This window comes from Streptacidiphilus anmyonensis, assembly GCF_000787855.1.
GTDB lineage: Bacteria > Actinomycetota > Actinomycetes > Streptomycetales > Streptomycetaceae > Streptacidiphilus > Streptacidiphilus anmyonensis.
Window position 1 is genome coordinate 1 of the sequence record NZ_BBPQ01000145.1, and the last position, 1,425, is coordinate 1,425.

The 1,425-nt window shown below is 70.6% G+C and carries 1 protein-coding gene and 1 pseudogene; both read right to left on the reverse strand.

The genetic code is table 11. The features are described 5' to 3' along the window. A partial coding sequence (locus TR50_RS47505; protein ID WP_042435992.1) for a hypothetical protein occupies positions 1-195 on the reverse strand: 195 nt, incomplete at its 3' end. Beyond that, positions 192-1,425: pseudogene (locus TR50_RS46405) on the reverse strand (hypothetical protein); the annotation flags it as partial. The gene TR50_RS47505 and the pseudogene TR50_RS46405, both read right to left, overlap by 4 nt.

Here is a 1,425-nt window from a genome sequence, read left to right on the forward strand (position 1 = left end):
CGCGGTGCTGCGGCCGCGCACGTCGGTGAAGGCGCTCGACGCGCCCGCCGTGGCGGTGCCGTTGCCGGCCGGGGCGGTGGTGTCGGTGCGGTCCACGCCGGGGTAGGCGGTGGTGGTCGTCGCGCCCGGGACAGCGATGCCATTGTGGTACTGCGTGACCGTCAGCGGACGGGACAGCCCGTCGTAGCTGGTCACGGTCTGCGAGGCGAGCGCGTCGCCGTAGTAGCGGAACGTCGCTGACGGGGTGTTGCCGCTGTCGTAGTTGTTCGTCGCGGTGCGGGTGACCTGGCCGAGCGAGTCGTACTCGGCCTGGGTGGACACCAGCCCGCCGAGCCGTCCACCGGGGTGGCCTGCGTCTGCACCTGGTCCCCGAAACCGTCCAGGATCGAGAAGGACAGGCCGTAGGAGTCGTCCTCGCGCAGCGTCTTGGTCTCGACGTAGGGGTTCGGCGCCGCCGTGGTGGCCCCTAGCGTGGTGCCGAACAGGCCGTAGGCGTAGACGGTGTTCGGGGTGTTCGGGTTCTGCGCCTTCGGATGGTCGGGCTGCCAGGTCTTCACCGCCCGGCCGAGCCCGTCGTAGACGGCGTCGCTCTGGCGGCCGTTGACGTCGACGGTGGTCTCCGGGACGCCGCGGCCGCGGTCCATGGTGACGGTCGAGGTCCACCCGGCCGGGTTGGTGGTGGTCACCTGGGTCGGCAGCAGGCCGGTCGCCGGGCTGTACGCGGTCTTGGTGGTGTGGTTGTCGGCGTCGGTGCTGCTGGTCTCGCGGCCGTACTGGTCGAAAGCGGCCTGCCCGGTGGTGGTCCAGCCGCCGTTGAAGGAGGCCGCAGCCTCGGTCGTGGTGGCGTCGCCGACGGCCACGGTTCCCGGTGGCTGGTTGTCGTACAGGGTCTGGGTCTGCGAGACGGCCGTCGCCGCGGTCTCGGACGTCGTGGTGCAGCTCTGCCCCGCCGGGACCGTGGAGGTGATGGTCGTCATCGGGTAGGCGGTCCACTGCGCGCCGTCGGCACCGAGCGCGGTGTTGCCCGCGTAGCCGGTGAAGGTGCACAGCTCCTGGACGTCACCGTTCGACTTCCCCGAGCCGTCGGTGTCGCCCTTGTCGTCGGTCAGGATCAGACGGCCGTTGCCGCCCGCCCCGCCCGAACCCGTGAACGAGGGAAGGGAGTTGTCGTAGGTGTAGTCGACCTCCGAGCGTCGCAGAGCACCGGACGCCAGCGGAGCGTAGGTGATCTTCTTGCTGATGTGGGAGAAGTGCGCGCGCTGCGCCGGCAGCCCGCTCAGCCGGGTGTGGACCGCGGTGACCATCCCCGCATCGGTCGGGTCTTCGGGGACCGTGATCACATCCGAGGTCACGGTGCTGGAGGTGTCGGAGGCGTAGGTCTGGATCTCGAGGGTCTCGCCGGCCAGCGCGTTGTCGTCGCGGTAG